This is a genomic window from Actinacidiphila sp. bgisy145 (assembly GCF_057708125.1).
The window spans coordinates 254,215-278,545 of the sequence record NZ_JBYIRL010000003.1 but is presented as its reverse complement, the minus strand read 5'-3'; the positions used below and the strand labels follow the sequence as shown (position 1 = coordinate 278,545).

Below are 24,331 nucleotides of genomic sequence, written 5' to 3'. Positions count from 1 at the left end.
CGTGTAGACGGGGTAGCTGAACGCGTTCTCGGTCACGTTCGAGACGCGAGAGGACCAGCCCGCCTCGCCGTTCTGGTACCAGAGCGGGATCACCGGCATGTCGGTGAAGAGCAGCTTCTCGGCCTGCTGGTAGAGCTGCGTGGCCTTGGTGGTGTCCGGCTCGGCGTTCGCCTGCTTGATCAGCGCGTCGAACTTCGGGTTGCTGTAGTGCGAGTCGTTCGAGCTGCCGTTGGTCGCGTACAGCGGCGTCAGGAAGTCGTCGATCAGCGGGTAGTCCATCTGCCAGCCGGACCGGAACGGGTTGGTCATCTCACCCTTGGTGATCTGGTTCCGGAAGTCGGCGAAGGTGCCGGTGGGGGCGCCCACGCACGCCTTGTTGTCGCCCAGCACGTTGTTGATGCTGTTGCAGACCGCGTCCACCCACTGCTTGTGCGAGCCGGAGTCGGCGTTGTAGCCGATCGTCATGTGGCCACCGGGGATGCCGCCGCCGGCCTTGATCAGCTCGCGCGCCTTGGCCGGGTTGTACGTCACCGCGTCGCCCGCGATGGTCGCGCTGTAGCCGCCGGCCGCGCCGAGCACGGGCGAGGTGAGGTCGCCGGCCGGGGTGCGGGTGCCCTGGAAGATCTTCTGGGTGATGGTCTTGCGGTCGATCGCCATCGACAGGCCGAGCCGAACCTTCTCCATGCCCGCCTTGCTCCAGGACTTCTGGTTCAGCGGGAAGGAGACGGTCTGGATGATGCCGGCCGGCTGGTTGAGGTAGCGGCCGTCCAGGTCGGACTTGGCGTGCGTGAGCTGCTCGGCCGGGATGTCGTCCAGCACGTCCAGGTTGCCGGCCTGGAGGTCGGCGTAGGCGGTGTTGGAGTCGGTGTAGACCTTGAGCAGCACGCCCTTGTTCTTCGGCTTGCTCGGGCCGGTGTAGTACGGGTTCGGGACCAGCTTCATGCTGGAGCCCTTGCTGTACGACACGACCTTGTACGGGCCGTCGCCGACCGGCTTGTTCAGGTACCCGGCGTGGTCGGTGAAGAACGACTTCGGCAGCGGCGCGAACGCCTTGTAGCCGAGCCGGTCCGGCCAGGTGGAGAACTTCTGGGTGAGCTTGACGGTGAAGGTGGAGCCGTCGACGACCTTCAGGCCGGACATGGTCTTCGCCGTCGGGGAGCCGCTGGCCGGGTGGACCTGGTCGTAGCCGTCGATGTCCTCGAAGAAGTACGCGTTGAGCTGCTTGTTGGTGAGCAGCGCGCCGTAGTTCCAGGCGTCGACGAAGGAGCTGGCGGTCACCGCGGTGCCGTCGGAGAACTTCAGGCCCGGCTTGAGCTTGATGGTGAAGTTCTGCTGGTCGGTGGTGGTGATCGACTGGGCCGCCTCGAGGTTGGCCTTCCCGGTCTTCGGGTCGTACTCCTTGAGGTCCATGAAGATCATGTCCAGGACCTTGCCGCCCTGCACCTCGTTGGTGTTCGCCGGCTCCAGCGGGTTCTGGGGGTCGCCCCACCAGGCGCGGACGATCCCGTCGTCGGAACCGCCGGCGTTGTCCGTGCTGCCGGAACCGCAGGCGGTCGCGGCCAGCGCCACCACTGCCGCTCCTACGACCCACTTGGCGCTCTTGGCACCGCGCATGGGTATGCCTCCTCAGGAGTCACTGTCGATACGTGTGTCGATGTACGGAGGCCGAACGCCTCTGACACCCCTGACAGCGACTGCGGCCTACCGCGCCCGAGAGTCGGCGGTGTGACCGCGCGTGACCCATTGACCCGAGCTCAACCCGATCCACTATCCGTCACGGTGGACGGCCTCGGAGCAGCCCTGGTCACGCCCAGATCACGACGCCAGGCATATGTCATCCTGAAATCCGGACAATCTGGAACGTATACAGACACCAACAAAACGGGAAATGTGAATTAACTAACGGACGGATGTGTCCGATATCCGGACGCGCGACAGCGGCCGCCGGTCACTGACCGGACAGCCGCTCGGGCCGGCGGCACCGCCGCCGGACATGCCGGAGGGGCGCCGGGCATCGCGCCCAGCGCCCCTCCGGTGGACGTGGCTACCGCTTGGCGCGGGCGGCCGCCCGGCCGCGCTCCTTCTGGTCCAGGACGACCTTGCGGATGCGCACGGTCTCCGGGGTGACCTCGATGCACTCGTCGTCGCGGCAGAACTCCAGCGACTGCTCCAGCGACAGCTTCCGCGGCGGCACGATCGACTCGGTCACGTCCGCGGTGGACGACCGCATGTTGGTGAGCTTCTTCTCCTTGGTGATGTTCACGTCCATGTCGTCGGCGCGGGAGTTCTCGCCGACGATCATGCCCTCGTAGACCTCCGTGGTCGGCTCGCAGAACAGCACGCCGCGCTCCTGGAGGTTGGTCATCGCGAACGGCGTCACGACACCGGCGCGGTCCGCGACCAGCGAGCCGTTGTTGCGGGTGCGCAGCTCGCCGAACCACGGCTCGTGGCCCTCGAAGATGGAGTGCGCGATGCCGGTGCCGCGGGTCTGGGTGAGGAACTCCGTCCGGAATCCGATCAGGCCGCGGGACGGCACGATCCACTCCATCCTGATCCAGCCCGAGCCGTGGTTGGTCATCGTCTCCATCCGGCCCTTGCGGGTCGCCATCAGCTGGGTGATCGCGCCCAGGTGCTCCTCCGGCGAGTCGATGGTCATCCGCTCGATCGGCTCGTGCAGCTTGCCGTCGATCTCCCGGGTGACCACCTCGGGCTTGCCGACGGTCAGCTCGAAGCCCTCCCGGCGCATCGTCTCGACCAGGATCGCCAGCGCCAGCTCACCGCGGCCCTGCACCTCCCAGGCGTCCGGGCGCTCGGTCGGCAGCACCCGCAGCGAGACGTTGCCGACCAGCTCGCGCTCCAGCCGGTCCTTCACCAGGCGGGCGGTCACCTTGTGGCCCTTGCCGCCCTTGCCGACCAGCGGCGAGGTGTTGGTGCCGATCGTCATCGAGATGGCCGGCTCGTCCACCGTGATCAGCGGCAGCGCGATCGGGTTCTCCGGGTCGGCGAGCGTCTCGCCGATCATGATGTCGGGGATGCCCGCCACCGCGCAGATGTCACCGGGGCCGGCGGACTCCGCGGGCTTGCGGGTCAGCGCCTCGGTCATCAGCAGCTCGGTGATGCGGACGTTGGAGACGGTGCCGTCCCGCTTGATCCACGCGACCGTCTGCCCCTTCTCCAGGTGCCCCTGCTCGACCCGCAGCAGCGCGATCCGGCCGAGGAAGTTGTCCGCGTCGAGGTTGGTGACGTGGGCCTGGAGCGGCGCGTCCTCGTCGTACGTCGGCGCGGGGACGGTGGACAGGATGGTCGAGAAGAACGGCTCCAGGCTGTCGCTGTCGGCCGGCACCGTGCCGTTCTCCGGCTTGGTGAGCGAGGCGATGCCGTCCCGCGCACACGCGTAGACGATCGGGAACTCGATCTGGTCCTCGTCCGCGTCCAGGTCCAGGAACAGGTCGTACGTCTCGTTGACGACCTCGTCGATCCGGGAGTCGGGGCGGTCGGTCTTGTTGATGCACAGGATCACCGGCAGCCGTGCCGACAGTGCCTTGCGCAGCACGAAGCGGGTCTGCGGCAGCGGGCCCTCGGAGGCGTCCACCAGCAGCACCACCGCGTCGACCATGGACAGGCCGCGCTCGACCTCGCCGCCGAAGTCGGCGTGGCCGGGGGTGTCGATGATGTTGATCGTGACCGGGTCTCCGCCGTCCTTCGGGTGGTACCTGACGGCGGTGTTCTTCGCGAGAATGGTGATGCCCTTCTCGCGCTCCAGGTCGTTGGAGTCCATCATCCGGTCGTCCAGATGCTGGTGCGCGGCGAACGCGCCCGCCTGCTTCAGCATGGCGTCCACCAGGGTCGTCTTCCCGTGGTCGACGTGGGCGACGATGGCGACGTTACGGATGTCGTGGCGCGTGGACATGACTGCGGCGCTTCTCCCGGGATCGTGGATGGCGTCGCGCCTTCTCCTTCAACGCGAATCGCCCGCCGGGCAGGGTCACGCCACGGCCTCACCCTATGGTAGGCGAGCCACGGGGTACCCGAGCGACTGCGGCCCCCTCCGGGTGGGCACGGAGGGGGCCGAGCGAATACAGGGGCGCGGGGAACTGCGCGACAAGCCACCCACCGGGGGTGGTCCCGGAACCGACAGGACCACCCGAGCCGGAGGGTCCCGTTACCTGCGGAACCCGATGTTCTGGTACGCCGGCGTCTCGAAGCCGAAGGCCCCCGCGTTGGCCACGTCGGTCCGCAGCGCGACGACCTCGGGACGCTGGTAGAGCGGGATCGACGCCGCGGCCGCCCAGATCCGCTCGTCGGCCTGGTCCGTCAGGCTCCGCGCCTGCTTCGCGTCGAGCTCCGTGCCGGCCCGCGCCATGAGCTGGTCGATCTGGTCGGTGCCGACCCGCGTGTAGTTCTCGGCGACCGCCAGCGACCCGTCCGGCGCGGGCACCGGCTTCGCGAAGATCGGCGTGTCGTCGGTCGCCGGGAACGCGGTGCCCGGCCACGAGTACAGCGCCAGGTCGAAGTCGCCGGACGCGACGTGGTCCTGGAAGTAGCTGTCCTCCGCCACCTTGCTGATCTCCGTGCGGATGCCGATCCGCGAGAGCATCCGCGCGATCTGCCCGCCGACCTGGTCCAGCGTCGGCGAGTCCGCCGGCAGCACGAACCGCATCGTCAGGTCCTTGCCGTCCTTCGTCGCCGCCCGCGCCGGCTCCACCACGGTCAGCGCGCCGGACGCGGTGACCCGGCCCGACCCGGCCGGCCCGGCCGCCTTCTCCCCGGTCTTCCCGGCGGCCGGCTGCCGCCAGCCGGCGTCCGCGAGCAGCGCCGCGGCCTGCTCGGTGTCGGCCTTGCCGAGCGCCGAACTGTGGTCGACGTAACCCTCCTGCGAGGGCAGCACCAGGTGGTTGCCGAGCGGCTCGGCGGTCAGCCCGACCGGCGTGAGGACGGTCGCCGCGATCTTCTTCCGGTCGATCGCGCGGGCCACCGCGTGCCGCACCTTCTCGTCGGCGAGCGGGCCGGAGCTGCCGTTCAGCGCGAGCTGCGCATAGGCGGCGTCCGGCGCGGTGCGCACCCCGACGCCCGTGGTGCGCTTGGCCGCGGCCAGCTCGTCCGGGTCGATCTCGGCGACGTCCAGCTTGCCCGCGGCCATCTGCGCCGGGCGCTTGTCGCGCGGCACCGCGGTCAGCACGATCTTGTCGAGCTTGGCCCGCGCGCCCCACCAATGGTCGTTGCGGGCGAGGGTGACGGTCCCGGCGTCGGTGTCCTCCGCTTTCACCGTGAACGGCCCGGCGGACACCGGCAGCGAGGTGCGCACGCCGTCGTTGAAGGCGTCCGTGCTGCCGGTCACCGACTTCGGGTACAGCGGCGCGAACAGCGAGCGCCAGTCGGCGTAGGGCGTGGCGAAGGTGACCTTGACCTGGTGCGCGTCGGCGCCGCGGCTGATCGCGGAGATCCGGTCGTAGCCGGCGTTGCGGGCGGTCCAGAACGCGCTGTTCTTCCCGCCGAGCGCCTTCCACTGCGCGACGAAGTCGTCGGCGCCGACGGCCCGGCCGTCGCTCCACTTCGCCCGCGGGTTGAGGTCGTAGGTGACGACCTGGCGCGGGTCCTGGGCGGTGACGCTCGCGGCGGTGGCGTAGTCGGTGTCGAGCCGCGGGGTGCCGTGGGCGTCCAGCCGGAACATCGCGGGCAGGGTCGCGCCGGTGACGGTGGTGGTGCCGGCGTCCGCGTCGGACTGGTAGGCGTTGAGGGTCTTCGGCATCGCGTCGACGGCCCAGGTCAGGGTGCCGCCGTCGCGCACCCCGGCGCGGGAGACGGCGGCCACGTCGGTCCCGGCGGTGCCGGCCGCCTTGGTCCCGGACGAGGAGCAGGCGGTCAGCGCGGTGGCGCCGGCCGCCACCGCCACGGCGACGCACACCGTGGTCGACACGGCACGGCGGCGCCGCCGAGGAGGGGCCGGCGGTACGGCGGTCGGTTGCGCGCTGCGGTTCATGGGCTCGGACACCTCCGCGGCCCGGCAGGCGCCGCTCTACGGCGCACGACCGGGACGTCATCGATCGGCCTGAAGCACGGGACGGGGGCAGCGGGGGCTCCGCCCTCGCTGCAAGAAGAGCTGTGCCCGCTGCGGCCCGGGACACGACGCACCTGCGCCCGGGGTCCACCCGGACGGCTCAGAAACCGCCGCCGACCGCCGTACGGGCGGGCCGTGCGGGTCCGGCCGGTTCCGGGCCCGGTCCGTGCAGCGGTCTTCACAAGAGCCGGTGTGACACGCGACACTCGCAGCGCTGCTTCGCACCTTCGCACCTTCGCAGCTCCGTAACTTCGCACGGCGACCGATGGCGAGGGCACCCATGTCCCTGCACGACGACCTGACTTCGGTCCAGCGGCGGCTGGACGACCTGATGCGCTGCGTGGGCCGGCTCGACGAGCACGCCGGCGAGACCCTGGACATGCGCCGGGTGCGGTCGGCCGCCGACCACCTGCGGGAGAGCCTGACCCTGCTGCGGGAGTCGGTCCCGGCGGCCGCCCGGCACCGCGTGCCCGAGGTCGTACCGGTGCCGGACGCGCCCTACGACCGCGGGCTGTGGGCCGACGCCGAGGACGAGGGGCTCGGCTCCCCGCACCGGCACGCGCCCTGAGCGGCGCCCCCGCCGACCGGTCCCTGCCCCGGCGGTCCCGGCGTACGACGCCGGCGCCGCGCCGCGCGGCCTCATCCCGGCCCCGACCCGCCGCCCCGCCCGGCGGGTGCGTTCCCCGCCCTCCACCGCGGAGTGACCCTTGTCGACCGGAACCGCACCGAACTCCCCCACCACCCCGCCCTCCCCCGCGCGCACCGCCCGCGGCGTCGGCAGCCCCGGCCGCGCGGCCATCTCCGCGCCGCACCTGAGAACCGACCGCTGGTGGCTGCCGCCGCTGGTCAGCGCGCTCGGGCTGGCCGCGTTCGTCGGCTACTCGACCTGGCGGGCGTTCGCCGGCGCGCACTACTACGCGGCGCCGTACGTGTCGCCGTTCTACTCGCCCTGCCTCGCCTCGAACTGCACCGACATGAACGGCGGCGCCGACTGGCACCTGTTCGGGAACTGGTGGGGGCTGTCGCCCGCGCTGCTGGTGCTGGTCTTCCCGCTGGGCTTCCGGCTGACCTGCTACTACTACCGCAAGACGTACTACCGCTCGTTCTGGCTGTCGCCGCCGGCCTGCGCGGTGGCCGAGCCGCACGCGTCGTACAGCGGGGAGACCCGGCTGCCGCTGATCCTGCAGAACGTCCACCGCTACTTCTTCTACCTGGCCGTGGTGGTCGCGGGCATCCTCAGCTACGACACGGTGCTCGCCTTCCGCGACCGGCACGGCCACTGGGGCCACGCGGGCCTGGGCACCCTGGTGCTGCTGGTGAACATCGCGCTGATCTGGGCGTACACCCTGTCCTGCCACTCCTGCCGGCACATCATCGGCGGCAAGCTGCGGCACTTCTCCGCCCACCCGGTGCGCTACCGGCTGTGGGGCTGGGTCGGGGTGCTCAACGGCCGCCACATGCTGCTCGCCTGGTCCTCGCTGGTCAGCGTCGGCGTCGCGGACCTGTACGTGTACCTGGTGTCCAGCGGCGTCTTCGACGATCCGAGGTTCTTCTGAGATGAGTCATGTGGAACGGCACGCCTACGACGTGGTGGTGGTCGGTGCGGGCGGCGCGGGGCTGCGGGCCGCGATCGAGGCCCGCGCGCAGGGCCTGCGCACCGCGGTGATCTGCAAGTCCCTCTTCGGCAAGGCCCACACGGTGATGGCCGAGGGCGGCATCGCGGCGAGCATGGGCAACGTCAACTCCGGCGACAACTGGCAGGTGCACTTCCGCGACACCATGCGCGGCGGGAAGTTCCTCAACCAGTGGCGGATGGCCGAGCTGCACGCCAAGGAGGCGCCGGACCGGGTGTGGGAGCTGGAGACCTGGGGCGCGCTGTTCGACCGCACCGCGGACGGGCGGATATCGCAGCGCAACTTCGGCGGCCACGAGTACCCGCGGCTGGCGCACGTCGGCGACCGTACCGGCCTGGAGCTGATCCGCACCCTCCAGCAGAAGGTCGTCGCGCTCCAGCAGGAGGACCGCGCGGCCGGCGGCGACTACGAGTCCCGGCTGCGGATCTTCCAGGAGTGCACGGTCACCCGGGTGCTGAAAGGCCCGGGCGGCGAGGTCGCCGGGGTCTTCGGGTACGTCCGCGAGTCGGGGCGGCTGTTCGTGATCGACGCGCCCGCGGTGGTGCTGGCCACCGGCGGGGTCGGCAAGTCGTTCAAGGTGACCTCCAACTCCTGGGAGTACACCGGCGACGGGCACGCGCTGGCGCTGCTGGCCGGGGCGCCGCTGATCAACATGGAGTTCATCCAGTTCCACCCGACCGGGATGGTCTGGCCGCCGTCGGTGAAGGGCATCCTCGTCACCGAGTCGGTGCGCGGCGACGGCGGGGTGCTGCGCAACAGCGCGGGCGAGCGCTTCATGTTCGGCTACGTGCCGGAGGTGTTCAAGGAGAAGTACGCGCAGTCCGAGGAGGAGGCCGACGGCTGGTACACCGACCCCGACCACCACCGCAGGCCGCCGGAGCTGCTGCCGCGCGACGAGGTGGCCCGCGCGATCAACTCCGAGGTGAAGGCCGGGCGCGGCTCCCCGCACGGCGGGGTGTTCCTGGACGTGTCCACCCGGCTGTCGCCGGAGGAGATCACCCGCCGGCTGCCGTCGATGCACCACCAGTTCAAGGAGCTGGCCGATGTCGACATCACCGCCGAGGCGATGGAGGTCGGGCCGACCTGCCACTACATGATGGGCGGGGTCGAGGTGGACCCGGACACCGCGGCGGCGACCGGGGTGCCGGGGCTGTTCGCGGCCGGCGAGGTGGCCGGCGGCATGCACGGCTCGAACCGGCTGGGCGGCAACTCCCTGTCCGACCTGCTGGTCTTCGGCCGCCGCGCGGGGCTGTACGCGGCGCGGTACGCGGCCGGGCTGGGTGGGGGCCGCCCCGTCGCGGACGACGCGCAGATCGACGAGGCGGCGGCGGAGGCGCTGCGGCCGTTCACCGCGGCCGACGAGGCGGGGGCGGCCGGAGCCGCCGGAGCCGGCCGGGAGAGCGGGGCCGCGGGAGCCGCCGGGAGCACCGCCGTCGAGAACCCCTACACCCTGCACCAGGAGTTGCAGCAGGTGATGAACGACCTGGTCGGGATCATCCGGCGGGCCCCGGAGATGGAGCAGGCGCTCCAGCGGCTGGCGGTGCTGCGGGAGCGGGCCGGGCGAGCCGGGGTGGAGGGGCACCGGCAGTTCAACCCGGGCTGGCACCTGGCGATCGACCTGCGCAACATGCTGCTGGTCAGCGAGTGCGTGGCCCGGGCGGCGCTGGAGCGCACCGAGAGCCGCGGCGGGCACACCCGCGACGACCACCCGGACATGGACCGCGCCTGGCGCCGGGTCAACCTGGTCTGCGAGCTGTCGGACGCGGCCGGCGGCGCGGTGGCCCTGCGCCGCCGCGCGACCGCCCCGATCCGGCCCGACCTGCTCGCCCTGTTCGAACCGGACGAGCTGCGGAAGTACCTGACGGACGAGGAGGTGGACGCGTGAGCACGTACACGGCCCGGTTCCGGGTGTGGCGGGGCGACGCCGAGGGCGGCGGCCTCGCGGACTACGACGTCGAGGTGAACGACGGCGAGGTGGTGCTCGACATCATCCACCGGCTCCAGGCCACCCAGGCGAACGACCTCGCGGTGCGCTGGAACTGCAAGGCGGGCAAGTGCGGTTCGTGCAGCGCGGAGGTCAACGGGCGGCCGCGGCTGATGTGCATGACCCGGATGTCGGTCTTCGAGCGGGGCGAGAGCGTGACCGTCACGCCGCTGCGGGCCTTCCCGGTGATCCGCGACCTCGTCACGGACGTGTCCTTCAACTACGCCAAGGCCCGCGAGATCCCGGCGTTCGTGCCGCCGGAGGGCGTCGCGGCCGGGGAGTACCGGATGGCGCAGGTGGACGTGGAGCGCTCACAGGAGTTCCGCAAGTGCATCGAGTGCTTCCTGTGCCAGGACACCTGCCATGTGGTGCGCGACCACGAGGAGAACAAGGACGCGTTCGCCGGGCCGCGGTTCCTGATGCGCGTCGCCGAGCTGGACATGCACCCGCTGGACGCGGCTGCCGCCGGCGGCGGCCCGACCCGGGCGGAGTCCGCGCAGGACGACCACGGGCTGGGCTACTGCAACATCACCAAGTGCTGCACCGAGGTCTGCCCCGAGCACATCCACATCACCGACAACGCGCTGATCCCGCTGAAGGAGCGCGCCGTCGACCGCAAGTACGACCCGCTGGTGTGGCTGGGCGCGAAGATCAGGCGCCGCGACCGGTAGCTCCCGCGCCACGCCGTGCCCGCCGGCCGGCGGCTCATCCGACCGGGGGCGCGGCCGACGGCCATGTCACCCTCAGCACGCGCGGGCTGCCGTCCGGTCCCAGCCGCAGGATCGGGCCGGCCTTGCCGACCGGATCGCTGCCGGTACGACTGGTCTGGTAGTTCGCGGTGAACCGGATCGGGCCGCTCGCCCCGAGCACCTGGTGGGCGCCCTGGAGCGCACCGAGTTCACCGGCCACCGCCTCGGCGGGCGGCTGCCGCTGCTCGGTCAGCCGGATCGCGGACACGCCGGTCAGGGTCGCGTCGTACGCCGTCATGGTGTTGCCGTCGGTGAGGGCGCCGCCGGGGAAGAGCTGCTGGAAGGTCTGGTCGAAGGCGTGGAAGCCGCGGGCGCCGTCCTGCTCGTCCCGCGTCGCGCCGGGCCTGTCGGCGAAGTCCCACTCGTCGGGGTGGGCGACGCCCGCGTAGTCCACCTCGACGTGGCCGTCCAGGTCGCGCCGCAGCTGCGGGGTGACGGCCAGGTTGGGCACGTCGTCGCCGCTGACGATCTCGATCCGCTTGTCCAGGCAGGTGGTGGCGAAGGCGTGCACGAGCACCCCGACGTCCTGGCCGCGGCCGGCGAAGAGCACCACCGCGGGTTGCTGCGCGCAGATGTCCAGCGCCATCTGGCTGATCCGGGTGGCGACTTCCTGCTCGGCGTCGGCCTGGTCCGACTCCGAGACGGCCCGGTCGCGCCTGGTGGTGTCGAACGGTTCCACGTCCACGATCCGGTGGTGCGGCAGGGCGGCGAACTTCCGGAAGCCGCTGACGAGGGTGGCGTCGTAGCTGTCGCCGGCGTTGCCGTCCTCGACCAGCACCGCGCGCGGGTACCGCGCCTGGACGTACGACAGCGCGGCGGCCATGTTGTCCTGGTTGCTCGGGGCGACCCGCACGAAGTTCCTGATGTTGCTGAAGCTGTCGGCGGTGATGGTCGCGCCGACCACGGGGATGCCCCGGCCGGTCAGCTCGCGCACCGCGCGGCTGGTGCCGTCCAGGCTCAGGCCGAGCCCGGTCACCGCCGCCACGTGCTGCGCGGTGGCGTGCTCGATCGTCTCGGTGGCCGCCTTCCACTGGTTGGCCTGGTACCCGTCGCTGCCGATCAGCAGCCGGATGTACGGCGCGACGCCCTCGACGCTCTGCCGGTTGGCGGCGTACTGCGCGGTGTAGGCGCCGCGCACCTGCTCGACGATGCTGGCCATCGACATGATGCTGCCGCTGTGGTCGGAGATCGGGAGCAGGAGCACCACGCTGACGTAGTCCTTCGGGTGTTCCCGGGTGACGGCCCGGTTCTCCTCGCGGACCCGCTGCTCCACGCCGCGCATCCGCGGGTCGAACGCGTAGGCGCCGTCGGTGATTCCGACGCACTCGCCGTTCGCGCCCTCATGGGTGACGGTGGTCGCGCCGGAGCGCATGCACGGCCGGTGGCGGACCCGGTCGACGGCCACCAGCGCGCCGAGCAGGGCGGCGACCAGCCCCAGCGCGACCGTCGCGGCCACGGCCGCCCGCATCGGGCGGGGCAGGTTGCCGTACCACTGCTCGTACGTCCTGAGCGCGCGCGGAACTCTCATCGCTGCTTCCACTCCTCCTCGACCAGGTGGTACTTGCCGGACTCCTCGAACAGCGCTTCGTTGCCGCCGGCGATCGCGGCGAGGTTGCCGTACTCGGCGGCGACCAGCCCGGCCAGGTGGTGGTGCGGGTCGAACGAGCGGTCGCCGTGCAGCCACCGCGCGGCCACCAGCCGCCCGATGGTCCGGCCGCGGTCGCGGGGGTCGGGCCGCCCGGCCAGGCCGGTGACGAAGGTGCGCGGATCGCCCTGCGTGCGCAGCCGGTTGGGTGCCGCGGCCACCTGGCCCAGGAGCGACTGCCACTGCTCGGTCGTCGCACAGCGGTCGTACTCCCGCTCCAGGTAGCCGGCCACCTCGGCGAGCGGCTCGCGGTGGGAGAGGGTGACCCGGGCCAGGAGGTGGTGGTGGCGCAGCGGCTCGTCGTCGCGGCCCGAGTAGTGCGCGGCGTAGCCCTGGTGGGCGCCGTCCCACACCTCGGGGACGGCGGCGAGCCGGCGGTGCAGCAGGACGGCCGCCAGCGGGTGCAGCCGTACCGCGGGTCCGGGGGCCGCGGCCGGTGCGGCCGGGCCCCCGGGCTGCTCCTCGGGCGGCTCGGGCGGCGTCTCCTGCAACCACAGCGTCGCGGCGAGCCGGTGGCGGGCGGCGGCCGCGGAGAACCGGGTCCAGCCCAGGAAGTGCAGCGCCGCGGTGCCGGCGCCCAGCCGGAGGCCGGGGGTGAGCGCGAGCACGGCCATGGTGTCCAGCAGCGAGCCGCCGCCGGGGTCCGCGGCGGGGCCGCCCCCGATGCCGGCGAGGCGGTCGGCACCGAGGGCGGCGAGGCTGTCGTCGAGGCCGTCGGTGAGGTCGTCGCCGTGGTCGTCCGCCAGGATGCGGCGCAGCAGGTACGCGGCCACGGTCGGGCCCCCGTCCCGGTCCGGTGCCGCGGCCCCCGGCCGGGCCGGGCGGCCGGGCGGCGGCCAGTGGTCGGGCAGGTCCTCGGCGAGAGGCAGCGGCCGGTCCAGCAGCAGCCGCGGGTCCCGCGCGGCCGCTTCGGGCCGGGCCAGCAGATGCGCGAGCCGGTCGACCGCCTCCGGGTGGCCGCCGGTCAGGTTGCGCAGGTGGCTCGCGTCGCGCTTCTGGCTGCCCAGGACGCTGCTGCCGCACATCACCACCACGTCCTCGTGGCCGAGGTCGGTGAGCCTGATCGGATACCACCACACCGGGTGGTCCGCGCCGGCCGGAGCGGCGGGGTGCCGGACGGCGAAGGCCAGCCGGTCGTCGGTCGAGGCGAGCGGGGCCATCGCGGTGTGCGCCCGGCCGCGCCTGGCGGCCACCACCAGCACCGGGTCGGGCCGCTCGCGCGCCCGGTGGCTCTCCCGGCGGCACTCGGCGACCAGTTCCAGGAACAGCTCGCCGGCCCGGCTGCCCGCCTCGTCGAGCAGCAGCAGGCAGTTGGCGGGCCGCTGGCCGCGCAGGGACCGCCCGTTGAAGTCCGCGCGCAGGTCCGCGAGCAGGGCGGCGCAGACCGTCTTCAGTGCCGAGCGGGCGGCGTCCGGCACACTGCTGCGCCCGTGGTGGCGGCGGTGGACCTCCCACAGCCGGTCCGTGGCACTGCCGCTGCCGGGCGCGTGCTGTTCCAGCCACTGCCGGGCCGCCGCGTCGCCGCGCCGCCGCCGGCCGGTTCCGGACAGCAGCGTCCCCACCACCTTGGCGGCGGCCGAGAGCAGCACCTGCTGGTCGGCGGGGAGCAGCGGGGCCGCGCGTGCCGCGAGGCCGTCGAGCGCGGAACTGGCGGCGGCGTCCTGCGGGTCGGCCGCCAGGTACTTCTCGAACGCGGCGCGCCCGCCGCCGTCGTCCACGAAGCTCAGCGCCTTGAAGATCATCCGGGTGCGGCAGAAGCGGACCGGGTGGATGCCCGGGACCCGGCGCCCCCAGCCCCGGACGGCGGCCAGCACGATGTCCTCGACCGCCTCGGCCCGATCCAGGTCGAGGCGGGCGCTCAGGCAGCGCCCGCCGAACTCCCGCCACAGCCGGTCGAGCAGCACCGTGCCGCCGCTGCCGTGCGACCCGACGAGCAACACCAGGGGCAGCGGCCCGCCGGGCACGCCGGAGCGTCTCAGCGCGTCCCGCACGAACTCGACCACCCGTACCCGGCCGTACAGCCTGCCGTCCGTCATCTCCCGTGCCTCCGGCTGTCAGGAAACAGTCCCCCGTGCCCGCGCCGCCGGAACGACCGCGTCCCGTCCGGGGCGCCACGGGCACCGAACCGGGCGGCGGCCCGGTACTCCGCGCGGCCTTTCCGCGGCAGCGCGCCACGGTGTTCTCCGCGACCGGTCTCCGCGCGGCGTGGAAACCGGCTCCCCCGTTCGGCGGAATCCGGAGACTAGACCCGGCCGGTCGGGACCCGTCCCGCATACGGACGGCCTTCCCCTTTCGGGGAACGCCCGCGCCGCTCGCCCGCGCGCCGCGCACCGCGGTGGTATCGGGCCAGGTCCGGGGCCCGGGTGCGGGCCCGCTCCCCGGTCGCGCGACGCATACGCCGCACATACGCTCCCGAAAAGAGCCACGCGGTGGGCCGTGGCGCGGACAGCGGGAGGCAACGCGGTGCGCCACACACGTAAGTCGCCGGCCGCCGCCCTGGCCGTGCTGGCCGCTCTGGCGGTGGGCGGGGTCCTGTCGCCGCCGGCGGCCGCCGACACGCCGATACCCCTGGCCAGGACCGGGCAGGTCACCGACCAGGTGGACGCCCTCCAGGACCGGGCCGGCGAGGTGCGCCTGGCACTCGACCGGCTCTACGACCAGCACCGGGTGCAGCTCTTCACGGTCTACGTCAACGGCTTCTCCGGTGCCTCCCCGCAGGACTGGGCGGACGCGACCGCGGAGCGCAACGGGCTGGGCCGCAAGGACGTCCTGCTGGCGGTGGCCACCCGCGACCGGCAGTACGCCGTCTCCGCCGACCAGCAGTCGGGGCTGTCCCAGCAGCAGATCGACGAGGTGAACGACCGGGCGATCGAGCCGGCGCTGCGGCAGAACGACTGGGCGGGCGCGGCGGTCGGCGCCGCGAACGGCTACGACGCGGTGCTCGGCGGCGGCCCCGTCGCCGCCCCGGTGATCACCCCGGGCGCGGCGGACCCGGGCGGCGCGCACAGCCGCTCGACCGGTTCGGTGTGGATTCCGGTGGTCGCGCTGGGCGCGGCGCTGCTGCTGGGCATATGGGCGTACCGCAGGCGGGCGGCGCAGCAGCGCCCGGTGCGCACCTCCGCGGGGCAGGGCGCCGAGCAGTGGCGGGCGCGGCCGAAGCAGCCGGTGCCGGTCACGCCGCTGCCGGAGCTGGACGCGCAGGCGCGCGAGCTGCTGGTGGCCACGGACGACGCGGTGCGCACCAGCGAGGAGGACGTGGGGTTCGCGGCGGCGCAGTTCGGGGATGACGCGGCGCGGCCGTTCGGCGAGGCGGTGGAGTACGCCAAGGACGAGCTGACCGCGGCGTTCCGGCTGCGGCAGAAGCTGGACGACGCGTACCCGGAGGACGACGAGACCCGGCGGCAGATGCTCGGCGAGATCCTGTCGCGCTGCACCCAGGCGAACCGGCGGCTGGACGCGGAGTCGGAGGCGTTCGACCGGCTGCGCGCGATGGAGGCGAACGCGCCGCAGGTGCTGGCGCGGGCCGAGGAGGCCGCGGTGGCGCTGCCGGCCCGGATCGACGCCGCGGCGGCCGCGCTGGGCCCGCTGGCCGAGCGGTACGCCGACTCCGCGCTGGAGCCGGTGGCCGGCCACCCGGACGAGGCCCGCGACCGGCTGGGCTTCGCCCGCACCAGCCTGGAGCAGGCGCAGGAGGCGATCGGCACCGACCACGGCCGCGCGGCGGTCTTCGTCCGCGCCGCGGAGGGCGCGCTGGACCAGGCGGCGGTCCTCGCGGACTCCGTCATCCGCAGGGAGCAGGAGCTGCGCGCGGCCGACACGAAGCTGGCCGAGGCCCTGGCGGAGGCCGAGGCCGACCTCGCCGAGGCCCGGGCGGTCCTCGGCGGACCCGGCGCGGGCGGCGCGGTCGGCGCGGGCGGCGCGGGCGGTGCAGGGGATGCGGGCGGGCTGGCGCACGCGGAGCTGCGGGGGCGGGTGGCGCGGGTGGAGAGCGTACTGGCAGCGGTGCGCGGGGAGCTGGCGCAGGGGCGGCCGGACCCGATCGCGGCGCTGCGCCGGGTGGAGGAGGCGGACGCGGCGCTCGACGGGGCGCTGGCCGGGGCCCGGGAGGAGGAGGCCGGGCAGCGCCGGACCGCGGGGCTGCTGGAGCAGGCGCTGCTGGCGGCGCGCAGCGAGGTCGCGGCGGCGCGGGACACGGTCACCACGCACCGCGGCGCGATCGGCAGCCGGGCCAGGACCCGGCTGACCGAGGCCGAGCGCCGGCTGCACCGGGCGGAGGCGCTGGCGGCGGACGACCCGCGGCAGGCGCTGGAGCACGCCCGCGAGGCGGACGGGCTGGCGCGGGAGGCGCAGGCGTACGCCCAGGACGACGTCTCCGGCTTCGGCGGGCGGCGCGGGCGCGGCGGCGCGGGCGGCGGCATGGGCGGCATGGCCGGGGTCGGCGGCGCGGTGCTCGGCGGCATCCTGCTGGGCGACCTGCTCGGCGGGGGCCGCAGCCGCGGCGCCGGCATGGGCGGGTACGGCGGCTACAGCGGGTACGGGAGCGGGAGGGGCGGCGGCGCGGGCCCGGGCAGCTTCGGCGGCGGCGGAACCCGCGGCCGGATGGGCGGGGGCGGGAGGTTCTAGACCGCCCGGCCCTCCCCCGCAGGACATCGAGAACCGTAGGACACCAGGTGGACACCAGGTCAGCCAAGGAGTGGCGATGACGAAGCAGACGATCCTCGGCCGGGTGGCGCAGCTCGCCAAGGCGAACATCAACGCGCTCCTCGACCAGGCCGAGGACCCGCAGAAGATGATCGACCAGCTCGTCCGGGAGTACACCGACAACATCCGGGAGGCCGAGGACGCCGTCGCCGGCACCATCGGCCAGCTGCGGATGGCCGAGCAGGACCACGCCGAGGACGTCTCCGCGGCGGCGGAGTGGGGCGGCAAGGCGGCCGCGGCCAGCCGCAAGGCGGACGAGCTGCGGGCCGCGGGCGGCAGCGAGGAGGCCGACCGGTTCGACAACCTCGCCAAGGTGGCGCTCGGCCGGCAGCTCCAGTCGGAGAAGGAGGCGCGGGCCGCCGAGCCGGTGATCGCCTCGCAGCGCGAGGTGGTGGGCCAACTCCGCGGCGGCCTGGACGACATGAGGGAGCGGCTGCGGCAGCTCCAGGCGAAGCGGGACGAGTTGGTGGCCCGTTCGCGCAGCGCGCACGCGCAGAACACCATGATGGACGCGGTCAAGAGCGTCAACGTGCTCGACCCGACGAGCGAGCTGGGCCGCTTCGAGGACAAGGTGCGGCGCGAGGAGGCGCGGGCGCAGGGCCGCCGGGAGCTGGCGGCCTCCTCGCTGGACGCCCAGTTCGAGTCCCTGGACGCCCTGGGCGACCGCACGGAGATCGACGCCCGGCTGGCCCGCCTGAAGTCCGGCGCCGCCTGACACGCCCCGCCGTGCGGCAGCCGGCGTGCGGCGGGGCGTGCGGCGGGGTCAGAACATGCTGAGCAGGTCGTCCACGGACGGGCCGGCCGGCCCCGGCTGGTCGCCGCCGCGCAGCGCCAGCTCGAACCAGACGGTCTTGCCGCGGTGGGTGCGGCGGCTGCCCCAGCTCTGGCTGAGCATCGCGACCAGTTGCAGGCCGCGGCCGCCCTCGTCGGTGTCCCGGGCGCGGCGGCGGCGCGGCTGCATCAGCGCGTTGTCCCACACCTCGCAGACCAGGGTGCGGTCCAGCAGCAGCCGGAGCCGTATGTCGCCGTAGCCGTGCCGCAGGGCGTTGGTGACCAGTTCGCTGACGAGCAGTTCCGTGGTGTCCACCAGGTCGCCCAGGTCCCAGTCCAGCAGCTGGTCGCGGGCGAGTTCGCGGGCGCGGGCGACGGAGGTGGGCTGCGGTGCGAGCGTCCAGTCGCCGACCTGGTCGGCGGGCAGCCCGCGGATACGGGCCGTCAGCAGCGCGATGTCGTCCTCGCCGTGGGCGGTGTCGAGGGTGGCCAGGACATGGTCGCAGACGTCCTCCAGCGGCCGCTGCGGGCCGGCCAGTGCGGCGCGGAAGGCGTCCAGGCCCTCGTCGAGCGGGTGGTTGCGGGACTCGACCAGCCCGTCGGTGTAGAGGGCGAGCAGGGCGCCCTCGGGCAGTTCGACCTCGACCTCCTCGAACGGCTCGCTGCCCACCCCCAGCGGCACCCCGCGCGGCACCTCGAGCAGCAGCGGGTCCTCCCCCGGTTCGACCAGGACCGGCGGCAGGTGGCCGGCGTTGGCGATGGTGCAGCGGCGGGTCACCGCGTCGTAGACGACGTAGATGCAGGTGGCGAGGTAGACCTCGGCGAGGTCCATGTCGGCGGGGTTCTTCGAGCGGCGGGTGCGGCCGGCGGAGGAGGAGCCGAGCCCTTCGGCGACCTCGTCCAACGCGCCGAGCACCTCGGCCGGTTCGAGGTCGAGCATGGCCAGGGTGCGCACCGCGGTGCGCAGTTCGCCCATCGCGACGGCCGCGCGCAGCCCGCGGCCCATCACGTCGCCGACGACCAGCGCGGTGCGGTGGCCGGGCAGTTCGATGACGTCGAACCAGTCGCCGCCGACCTCGGTCTCCATGCTGCCGGGCAGGTAGCGGCAGGCGATGTCCAGGCCGGTCGCCTCCGGGTCGTCCGGGGGCAGCAGGCTGCGCTGGAGGATCAGGGCGCGTTCGTGCTCGCGCCGGTAGAGCCGGGCGTTGTCGAGGAAGATGGCGGCGCGGGCGGCCAGTTCCTCGGCGAGCATCCGGTCCCGCTCGGTGAACGGCTCGCTGCCCTTGGCCCGGGAGAACTGCACCAGGCCCAGCACGGTGTCGCGGGCCACCATCGGCACCACCAGCGTGGACTGGACCAGCGGGGTGCCGCCCAGGTCGTGGCCGCCCTCGCCGTCGAGCACCTGGAGCTGGGCGGTGCGCAGCGCGCGGGCGGCGGCGGAGGAGAAGCGGAAGCGGTGCACGGAGCCGACCGACACCGGTCCGTCGCTGGGCTCCACGTCGTCGTCGCCGGCCATCGCCACCGGGGCGTCGGACACCGAGCTGGCGAAGGCGACCCGGCGCACCTCGCCGCTGCCGTCGGTGGTGCCGGCCAGGTCCTCCGCGCCGGACAGCAGCGCCTGGTAGAGGTCCACGGAGGCGAGGTCGCAGAAGTGCGGCACCGCCACGTCGAGCAGTTCGCGGGCGGTGGTCTCCAGGTCGAGCGAGGTGCCGATGCGCGAGCCGGCCTCGTTGAGCAGCGCGAGGTTGCGGCGGGCGTGGGCGGCCTCGCGCTCGGCGCGCTGCCGTCCGGTGACGTCCATCGCCAGGCCGGCGACACCGATCGGGCGGCCGGAGTTGCTGTGCAGCCGGTAAAGCGAGATGGACCAGCGGCGGCGGGCCGGGTCGCCGGGCACGGTCCCGACCAGCGGCATGTCCAGCACCGCGTCGCCGGTCTCCAGCACCTGCCGCAGCGCGGCGGACAGCCGGTCGGCCTCCACCCGGGACAGGAAGTCCTGCGGGCCGCGGCCGGGCTGCTCGGTGGGGCGGCCGAAGACCGCGGCGAAGCGCTCGTTGACCCGGACCAGGCGCAGCCGGGTGTCGAAGAGCACGAAGCCCATCGGGGACTGCCCGAAGACGGCCTGGGAGGCGGCCAGGTCCGTCTCGATCTGGCGCAGCGCGGCGACGTCGACCGCCAGGCACAGCGCGCCGTGGTCGGCGGGCATGACGTAGACCTCGGCGCGGCCCTCGGCGCCGGACGCGTCGCGGTAGGGCACCAGGCCCTGCCACTCGCGGCCGTCGAGGATCTGCGCGAGCCGCTCGTGGGCGCGCGGCTGGACGTCCGGGGGTGCGAAGGCGGCGATCGGGTCCATGCCGACGGCCTCGGCGGCGGTCAGGCCGAAGAACTCGGTGGCGCGCTCGCTCCACTGGTCGATGCGGCCCTCGCGGTCGAGGGAGAAGGACGCGACACGTATGTAGTCATACAGGGACCCGGGCGGGCTGGACTGCCAGACGCCGGCATGTGCCGCGTCCGCGTCGTCGTCGCCGGGCGAAACCGCCCCTGCTGGCATGTCGCTCACTCGCCCGACCCCTCCAGCTCAGCACACTTGGACCGGTTGGAACCGAGTATTCAGCATGCGGACCGTCCAGCACACGGTCTTGTGGATCACAGCATCATCTCAGCTCCTGGGGCGCGGGGCCATCCCCGGAACACCACGGTCGCACCTCGCGCTCCCGCCCCTTCGGCATACCCGCGACAGGGCTTCCGAACCCTCGTGCCCATGGTGCCCCGGATGCCGGTGCGTCAGGGCAACGCCAGCTCGAACCAGACGGTCTTGCCGAGCGATCCGTGCCGGGTGCCCCAGCGCCGGGAGGCGCCGGCCACCAGTTGCAGGCCGCGGCCGCCCTCGTCCTCCTCGCCGGCCACCCGCTCCCGCGGCGGGTCCGGCAGCGGGTCGGAGACCTCCACCAGCAGCGAGGCGCCGCGCACCATCCGCACCCCGATCGGACCGTGCGCGTACCGCAGGGAGTTCGTGACCAGCTCGCTGACGAGCAGCACCGTGACGTCCGACAGCGACGGCAGGCCCCAGGCGACCAGGGTGTCGCGCACCCGGCGGCGGGCCAGCCGTACCGCGCTGGCCTCGGCGGGGAAGGTCCAGGCGACGGTGGAGCCGGCCGGCAGGCCGCCCAGGCGGGCCAGCAGCAACGCGACGTCGTCGGGCTCGCGGTCGGGGTCCATCGAGGCCAGCAGGGCGTCGCAGGTGTCCTCCAGCGAGCCGGTCCGCCCGCACAGGGTGCGCCGGACCCGCTCGATGCCCTGGCCGATGTCGTGGCCGCGGGACTCGACCAACCCGTCGGTGTAGAGCACCAGGACCGCGCCGTCGGGGACGTCGAGTTCGGCGGTCTCGAAGCGGACGCCGCCCACGCCCAGCGGCACCCCGGTGGGCAGGTCCAGGACCCGGGCGAGGCAGCGCGCCGGGTCGGCCCCGTGCTCGACCAGCACCGGCGGCGGGTGCCCGGCCAGGGCGATCGCGCAGCGCCGGGTCGCCGGGTCGTAGACGGCGTACGCCGCGGTGGCCATCCAGCCCTCGGTCCGGTCCTGGGATAGGTCGTCGCCCAACTCGTTGATGCGGCGCAGCAGTTCGTCGGGGGGCATGTCGAGTCCGGCGAGGGTGCGGACGGCGGTGCGCAGCCGGCCCATGGTGGCGGCGGCGACCATGCCGTGGCCCATCACGTCGCCGACGACGAAGGCGAGCCGGCCGCCACCCAGCGGGATGACGTCGAACCAGTCGCCGCCGACCTCCGCGCCGCTGCTGCCGGGCACGTAGCGGTAGGCGATCCGCACCCCCGGCGGCTCGGGCAGGGCGCGCGGCAGCAGGCTGCGCTGGAGGGTGAGGGCGCCCTCGCGCTCGCGGACGTACAGCCGCGCGTTGTCCAGGGCGGCGCCGGCCCGGTCGGCGAGTTCGACGCCGAGCGCCAGGTCGTCCCGGTCGAAGGGCTCGCGGTCGCGGGTGCGGGCGAGCATCAGCAGCCCGAGCACCACACCGCGGGCGCGCAGCGGCAGCACCAGCGCCGAGGTGACGCCCAGCTCCAGGGCGGCGAGCACCTTGGGGTCGCCGGGGTAGGTGGTGGCGCGCAGCTGCTCCTCGCCGTCGAGCAGCGCCGGTTCGCCGCCGGCCAGCACCGTGCCGAAGACGGACCGCCGGGTGAAGCCGACCGACTGGCCGCGTTGCAGCATCCGTTCGGCCGGCGGGGTCCAGCGCACCGCGCCGACGCCGAACTGCCGCAGCGGCTGGCTCTCGCGGAACCCGGCGGGCGGCAGGTCGCCGCCGACGGCGACCGGCGCGTGCAGGACCACCGAGGCGTACTCGGCGAAGGTGGGCACCAGCACCTCGGCGAAGATCTCGGCGATCCGGCGCACGTCCAGCACGCCGGCGATCCGCGAGCCGACGTCGTTGAGCAGCGCGAGCCGGCGGCGGGCGCGCTCGGCGCGCTCGGCGGCCTGCATCCGCTCGGTGACGTCGATGACGGTGGCGCTGACGCCCAGTACCCGCCCGGCCCGGTCGACCAGCCGGTGGTAGGACAGCGAGCGGTGGCCGCGGCCGTTCGGGCCGGGGGCGACCACGTCGACCACGGGCTTGCCGGTCCGGAGGACGTGCTGCTGGATCGTGGCCAGTTCGCGGGCGGTGGCGCCGTCCAGCAGTTCGTTGACGCGCAGGCCAAGGTGCGCCTCGCGCGGCATGCCGTTCATGGCGGCGAGCGCGTCGTTGACCCGTACGTAGCGCAGGTCGCGGTCGAGGATCGCGACGCCGAGCGGGGAGGAGTCGAAGAGGGCGTCCAGGGAGGCGAGGTCGTGCTCCAGGGTGCGCAGGCGGCTGGTCTCCACCAGGGAGGCGAGGACGAACGGGCGGCCGTCGCCGTCGACGAGCAGGCTGGTGCGGGTGTCGACCTGCACGGTGTGGCCGTCGCGGTGGCGCAGCGACAGGACGCCGCTCCAGCGGCCGGTGTGCAGGAGTTCGGCGATGATCTGCTCGGGGCGGGCCGCGTCGGTGGCGGCGGGCGGGGCGTCCTCGGCGGCTTCCGGCGGCGGGGCGTCCTCGGCGGCTTCCTCGGACGGCGGTGCGTCGGCGGTGTCTGCCGGCGGCGGTGCGTCCGCGGAGGGCTCGGGTTCGGGGAAGGGCTCGGGCGGGCCGAAAAGGCCGCCCACCCTGCGGCCGACGATGTGCTCGCCGGCCCAGCCCAGGACCTCTTCGGCCAGCGGGCTCCACAGCAGTACCCGGCCGCTGGTGTCCAGCATCACGACGGCGACCCGCAGGGTGTCCAGCAGCGGCCCGGACGCCCGCGGCCCGGCGAAAGCGCTCGCCTCGAGCCCGCTGGGCGGGGCGTGGCCGGGCGGGGCGTGGCCGGGCGGCGTCCGCGGGTCGTCGCCGCTGGCGCTCATCCGTCGCACCCCCGACCGGGTCGGGCCGGGCATGGGCGCACCCGGCCACCGTGAGAGGTTTTCCCCTCTTACCCGATATTGCCCCTTTCCGCGCGGGTGCGCGCGGAGGGAGCCCTCACGCGTCGGCCGCGCGGGGCACCACCGGCTCGATCACGTACTGCTGCGGCGGGCCGACCCGGTCGGCGGGATAGGTCAGCGCCTCGGCCACCCGCTCGGCCTCCGCGCGCGTCGCATACCGGCCCACCCGGTAGCGGTTGCCGCCCTCATCCTGCCGTATGAGGACCCAACCGAACTCCGACGTCACCGCGCCACCCCTCCTTCGCGCCCGCCCACCGCGTCCGGTCCGGCCCCGTGCTCGGGGAAACGGCGGCGCGCATATGCCCGACCCTACGCCCGAGGATCACCCGGCGGGTACGGATTGACACGAAGAGAGATCGATTCGGCCACCCGCTCGACCGGAACGTGACGGCCCGTCAGCGTACCGGAAGGTGGTAGACCGCGCGGTAGCGCTCCGCCGGGATCACCACGTCGGCCGTCTCGACCGGCCGTCCCGACGCGAAGTACGTGCGGCGGATCTCGATCACGATGTGCCCGGGCACCCCGCCGAGCGCCGCGGTCTCCTCGGCCAGGCCCGGGCGGGCGCCGACCTCCTCGGCCATGTGGTCGACCAGGACGTCGATCGCGGCCATCCGCGGCACCACGCCCTGGCCGCCGACCGGCCCCTCCTCCGGCAGCAGCACCGGGGTGCGCGCGGTCAGGGCCAGCGGCTCCCACGAGGTGGAGAGCATCGACGGCTCACCCTCGGTGCGGAAGAGGTAGCGGGTGCACATCACCCGGTCGCCGGTCTGGATGCCCAGCCGCTCGGCGACATCGGCCGAGGCCGGGCCCTGCACGCTGTGGGACTCCCAACTGCCGGTGCGCGCCTCGTCCGCCTGCTCCTGCCGGAACGGGCTCGGCGCGCCGGTCGGCCGGAAACCGCTGCGGACGACCTTGCGCCGCTCGGGCCGCTCCCGCACATAGGTGCCGGAGCCGGAGCGGCCCTCGACGTACCCCTCCGCCATCAGCACCTTGCGGGCTTCCAGGGCCACGGTGTCCGAGACGCCGTAGTCGCTGCGGATACGGGCCTGCGAGGGCAGGCGGGCGTGCGGCGGCAGGGTGCCGTCGAGGATCTTGCGCCGCAGGTCCCCGGCGACACGAAGGTAGGCAGGCTGCTCACCGAAGGCCACGTGCCCCTCCCAGGGGTTGACTGTGTGCGACAGCTTGGCAACCCTCGGTGCGCAACCGCAAGCCCTCCCCTGGGTATCACCCAGCGTGTGGTGGCCGGATCAGAGCGGAAGGTGCTCCGACGTGTGCCGCCGCCGGGCTCGGTGC

Annotated in this window: 15 protein-coding genes; 6 read left to right on the top strand and 9 right to left on the bottom strand. The window is 73.8% G+C overall.

Annotated features, from left to right (window positions below; genetic code table 11):
- The 3 genes from AC3ERT_RS04955 to AC3ERT_RS04945 all read right to left on the bottom strand — a co-directional run.
- On the bottom strand, positions 1-1,614 hold a 1,614-nt coding region (locus AC3ERT_RS04955), incomplete at its 3' end, for a peptide ABC transporter substrate-binding protein (protein ID WP_435172844.1).
- 430 nt (positions 1,615-2,044) lie between these two features.
- On the bottom strand, positions 2,045-3,910 hold the full coding sequence (typA, locus tag AC3ERT_RS04950) for a translational GTPase TypA (RefSeq protein WP_335980627.1): 1,866 nt from the start codon (positions 3,908-3,910) through the stop codon (positions 2,045-2,047).
- A gap of 252 nt (positions 3,911-4,162) precedes the next feature.
- Positions 4,163-5,917, bottom strand: coding sequence for an ABC transporter family substrate-binding protein (locus AC3ERT_RS04945; RefSeq protein ID WP_435172842.1), 1,755 nt, complete (start codon positions 5,915-5,917; stop codon positions 4,163-4,165).
- Positions 5,918-6,338: 421 nt separating this feature from the next.
- On the opposite strand from AC3ERT_RS04945, the gene AC3ERT_RS04940 reads away from it, so the two are divergent.
- The 4 genes from AC3ERT_RS04940 to AC3ERT_RS04925 all read left to right on the top strand — a co-directional run bounded on the left by AC3ERT_RS04940 (position 6,339) and on the right by AC3ERT_RS04925 (position 10,347).
- Complete coding sequence (locus tag AC3ERT_RS04940; RefSeq protein ID WP_435172871.1) at positions 6,339-6,626, top strand: hypothetical protein; 288 nt, start codon at positions 6,339-6,341, stop codon at positions 6,624-6,626.
- A gap of 139 nt (positions 6,627-6,765) precedes the next feature.
- Positions 6,766-7,614 carry a hypothetical protein gene (locus tag AC3ERT_RS04935; RefSeq protein WP_435172840.1) on the top strand — a complete coding sequence of 283 codons (849 nt, stop codon included), beginning with the start codon at positions 6,766-6,768 and terminating at the stop codon, positions 7,612-7,614.
- A 1-nt stretch (position 7,615) separates the two neighbouring features.
- Positions 7,616-9,577 carry a fumarate reductase/succinate dehydrogenase flavoprotein subunit gene (locus AC3ERT_RS04930; RefSeq protein ID WP_435172838.1) on the top strand — a complete coding sequence of 654 codons (1,962 nt, stop codon included), beginning with the start codon at positions 7,616-7,618 and terminating at the stop codon, positions 9,575-9,577.
- Positions 9,574-10,347 carry a succinate dehydrogenase/fumarate reductase iron-sulfur subunit gene (locus AC3ERT_RS04925; RefSeq protein ID WP_335980637.1) on the top strand — a complete coding sequence of 258 codons (774 nt, stop codon included), beginning with the start codon at positions 9,574-9,576 and terminating at the stop codon, positions 10,345-10,347. The genes AC3ERT_RS04930 and AC3ERT_RS04925 overlap by 4 nt, the downstream gene beginning before the upstream one ends.
- Positions 10,348-10,381: 34 nt before the next feature.
- Here AC3ERT_RS04925 and AC3ERT_RS04920 read toward each other — a convergent pair whose 3' ends face one another.
- Together AC3ERT_RS04920 and AC3ERT_RS04915 are read right to left on the bottom strand one after the other, a co-directional pair.
- Positions 10,382-11,953, bottom strand: coding sequence for an ABC transporter substrate-binding protein (locus AC3ERT_RS04920; RefSeq protein ID WP_435172837.1), 1,572 nt, complete (start codon positions 11,951-11,953; stop codon positions 10,382-10,384).
- Positions 11,950-14,106 (bottom strand): ATP-binding protein, encoded by a 2,157-nt coding sequence (locus tag AC3ERT_RS04915; RefSeq protein ID WP_435172835.1) that lies wholly within the window; start codon positions 14,104-14,106, stop codon positions 11,950-11,952. Before AC3ERT_RS04915 ends, AC3ERT_RS04920 begins: the two co-directional genes overlap by 4 nt.
- A 427-nt stretch (positions 14,107-14,533) precedes the next feature.
- Between AC3ERT_RS04915 and AC3ERT_RS04910 the strand changes: the two genes are divergently transcribed.
- Both AC3ERT_RS04910 and AC3ERT_RS04905 read left to right on the top strand, forming a co-directional pair.
- Entirely contained in the window at positions 14,534-16,693 is a 2,160-nt protein-coding gene (locus AC3ERT_RS04910) for a TPM domain-containing protein (protein ID WP_435172833.1), read from the top strand.
- A 76-nt stretch (positions 16,694-16,769) separates the two neighbouring features.
- Complete coding sequence (locus tag AC3ERT_RS04905) at positions 16,770-17,486, top strand: PspA/IM30 family protein (protein WP_335980643.1); 717 nt, start codon at positions 16,770-16,772, stop codon at positions 17,484-17,486.
- 48 nt (positions 17,487-17,534) lie between these two features.
- On the opposite strand, the gene AC3ERT_RS04900 is transcribed toward AC3ERT_RS04905, so the two are convergent.
- The 4 genes from AC3ERT_RS04900 to AC3ERT_RS04885 all read right to left on the bottom strand — a co-directional run bounded on the left by AC3ERT_RS04900 (position 17,535) and on the right by AC3ERT_RS04885 (position 24,186).
- Positions 17,535-20,090 (bottom strand): SpoIIE family protein phosphatase, encoded by a 2,556-nt coding sequence (locus AC3ERT_RS04900; RefSeq protein ID WP_435172869.1) that lies wholly within the window; start codon positions 20,088-20,090, stop codon positions 17,535-17,537.
- Between the two features lie 233 nt (positions 20,091-20,323).
- Entirely contained in the window at positions 20,324-22,960 is a 2,637-nt protein-coding gene (locus AC3ERT_RS04895) for a SpoIIE family protein phosphatase (RefSeq protein ID WP_435172831.1), read from the bottom strand.
- 115 nt (positions 22,961-23,075) lie between these two features.
- Positions 23,076-23,264 carry an SPOR domain-containing protein gene (locus AC3ERT_RS04890; RefSeq protein ID WP_335980649.1) on the bottom strand — a complete coding sequence of 63 codons (189 nt, stop codon included), beginning with the start codon at positions 23,262-23,264 and terminating at the stop codon, positions 23,076-23,078.
- A gap of 169 nt (positions 23,265-23,433) precedes the next feature.
- Positions 23,434-24,186, bottom strand: a complete 753-nt coding sequence (locus AC3ERT_RS04885; protein WP_435125726.1) for a GntR family transcriptional regulator — start codon at positions 24,184-24,186, stop codon at positions 23,434-23,436.
- Positions 24,187-24,331 lie beyond the last annotated feature (145 nt).